Genomic DNA, 2,611 nt, shown 5'->3' on the forward strand with positions numbered 1-2,611 from the left:
GACTCAATCATGGCTTCATCCAATTGCCCGATAAAAACTTCCTGCACTTCTCCATCTGGGTCGATGAAAAAGGTCGTCGGAATCGGACCGATTCGATACAGCTTTGTAATTTCCGATTGGCGATCGAGCAAAATAGGGAAGTCAATCCCAAACTGCTTTACGAATGGTTCTACGGCAACTGGCGATTCTCCGATATTGACGCCAATTACAACCAATCCCTTATCTTTAAACTTCGTATATTGCTTTTGCAAGGCCGGCATTTCTTCCTTACAGGGTTCACACCATGTGCCCCAGAAATTGAGAATAACACCTTTTCCTTTCAAACTTTCCAGAGTCAACTCTGGTCCATTCAATTGTTCCAAACTAAAATTCGGAGCATCGCTTCCTACTTTCACAGCACCGGGGTCCTTCACAAAGCTGGAGTAGAGTGCAAAGACCAGCGCTACAAGCAAAACACCCAATACCGCGATCCTGACATATGTACGATTGCTTTTGTTCATGAGGCCTTACTCCCATCTACTGCTAATAAATTGCATCCTTTTCCCATTCTATTATAGCGTTCCTAGTTTTTCCGACAGCGTACAACTTATGAACAGATTTTGAACGAATCAAGGTTTCGACCGCGGGCTTCTTTTCTTTTGAACCAAGCCCCGCTTCAGGCTCTCCACTTCCTCATGAGTGAGCTTGCGAAATTCGCCCGGCTTCAGTCCATCTAATGTGAGAAACCCTAAACGGATTCGCTCCAATGTCAATACCGGATGGCCGATCGCCTCACACATTCTGCGCACTTGGCGGTTTCGTCCTTCATGTATGGTCAGTTCTACCAATGCCCTTTGGCCGCTAGACTCTGTCTTCAACAATTTGGACTGACCTGGCGAAGTCATGCCGTCTTCCAAACGAATGCCGGTTGCTAGCTTTCGCACTTTTTCCTGACTGGGGATTCCCTTTACCCATGCCCGATACACTTTATCGATTTCATAGCTTGGATGTGCCAGCCTGTTGGCGAGCTCCCCGTCGTTCGTCAAGAGCAGCAAGCCGGAAGTATCGTAATCCAAGCGACCTACTGGATATACGCGTTCTTTTATTCCCTTCAACAGATCGATCACCACCCGTCTGCCGCGCGGGTCTGTGACACTCGTAATGACACCAGTAGGCTTGTATAGCAAGAGATAGACATGTTGCTCCAGCTTAACCTGCTGTCCATTCACCACAATTTTGTCCTTAAGCGGATCGACTTTTATTCCCTGCTCTCGTACGACTTGGCCATTTACCTGCACCTTGCCTTGCGCAATCAATTCTTCACAATGGCGACGAGAGGCGACTCCAGCATGCGCCAATACTTTCTGTAAACGTTCCATCGTTGGTTCACCTCTACAACATCATACCCATTCTTAGTAGTGTGGACAAGAAAAAGGGAAAAACTTCCCCATATCCATAAGGAAGTTTTCAAATGCCTACTCTATTTGAGCTCTTTTAAGCGAAAATGTAGGAGACGATGAGGAGCGAGAATATGACACCTGCCAGGTCCGACCACAAGCCTACCTTTAGCGCATACGCGGAATTGCGAATCCCAACTGCGCCAAAATAAACGGTGAGGACATACAGTGTCGTATCCGTACTCCCTTGCATAGTTGCGGCCAGTCTGCCCAAAAAAGAATCGGGACCGTACTGCGCGATCAGATCTGTTGCAATCGCAAGCGAACCTGTTCCGGTCAATGGACGAAGCAACGCCAACGGGACCAGTTCTTCCGGAAAATGCAGCAGATCTAGAAGCGGTTTGAGCGCACGGAGCAATAGATCCAATGCTCCTGACTCACGAAACATACTTACCGCGACCATCATGGCAATCAGGTGCGGGAGTATGCGAATCGTAGTGGTTAAGCCGCCTTTTGCTCCATCTACGAACGTCTCATAGACAGGGACTTGTTTCCGCCACCCATACAACAAGACAAAGGCAATCGTCACGGGGATGGCCCAAAGAGAGAGCAGGGATACCCATTGGTACATAAGGACTCCCCCTATCTGTGTTTTCGTCGTATATGCCGATAGCGATACATGCGATCAATCAACAGGGCAACAATGGTGGCAGCAAAGGAAGATAACAGCGTAGTACCTACGATCTCTACAGGATTCACGGAGCCGTACTGCATGCGGATCGCGATCATCGTTGTAGGAATAATCGTAATACTCGCCGTATTGATCGCCAGCAGGGTACACATGGCAGCCGAAGCGTTTTGCTTGTCTGGATTTAACTTTTGGAGTTCTTCCATGGCTTTAAGTCCCATTGGGGTTGCTGCATTACCAAGCCCGAGCAGGTTTGCGCTCATATTTGAAAGGATATAGCCCATAGCAGGATGCCCTTTTGGTACATCGGGAAAAAGAACTTGAATGATCGGGGACAATGCCCGCGCCAATAGCTCAAGGAGTCCTGACTTTTCTGCAATCCGCATCATTCCCATCCAAAAGGCGAGAACACTGAGAAGTCCGAGACAAACCGTTACTCCCGTCTTGGCTCCCTCAAACGCTGCTGCGTTGATCGCTTCCATCCGCCCCGTCACGGCCGCAACCACAATGCTAATGACAATGAGCCCGAGCCAGATGACATTAAGCA

The 2,611-nt window shown here is 48.6% G+C and carries 4 protein-coding genes; all 4 read right to left on the reverse strand.

What is annotated here, in order from left to right:
• The coding region (gene resA, locus C7R94_RS28795; protein ID WP_106785941.1) for a thiol-disulfide oxidoreductase ResA at positions 1-500 on the reverse strand (500 nt) is incomplete at its 3' end.
• Between the two features lie 108 nt (positions 501-608).
• On the reverse strand, positions 609-1,358 hold the full coding sequence (locus tag C7R94_RS28800) for a pseudouridine synthase (protein ID WP_106785942.1): 750 nt from the start codon (positions 1,356-1,358) through the stop codon (positions 609-611).
• A gap of 115 nt (positions 1,359-1,473) precedes the next feature.
• Positions 1,474-2,007, reverse strand: a complete 534-nt coding sequence (locus C7R94_RS28805) for a spore maturation protein (RefSeq protein ID WP_007724050.1) — start codon at positions 2,005-2,007, stop codon at positions 1,474-1,476.
• 11 nt (positions 2,008-2,018) lie between these two features.
• A partial coding sequence (locus tag C7R94_RS28810) for a nucleoside recognition domain-containing protein (RefSeq protein ID WP_106785943.1) occupies positions 2,019-2,611 on the reverse strand: 593 nt, incomplete at its 5' end.

The sequence above is a fragment of the Brevibacillus sp. NRRL NRS-603 genome (genome assembly GCF_003013445.1).
Taxonomy (GTDB): domain Bacteria; phylum Bacillota; class Bacilli; order Brevibacillales; family Brevibacillaceae; genus Brevibacillus; species Brevibacillus formosus.

Excerpts from the sequence above, each read along its gene's own strand:
- C7R94_RS28800 (WP_106785942.1), bottom strand. The coding sequence starts at position 1,358 with ATGGAACGTTTACAGAAAGTATTGGCGCATGCTGGAGTCGCCTCTCGT.
- C7R94_RS28805 (WP_007724050.1), bottom strand. The coding sequence starts at position 2,007 with ATGTACCAATGGGTATCCCTGCTCTCTCTTTGGGCCATCCCCGTGACG.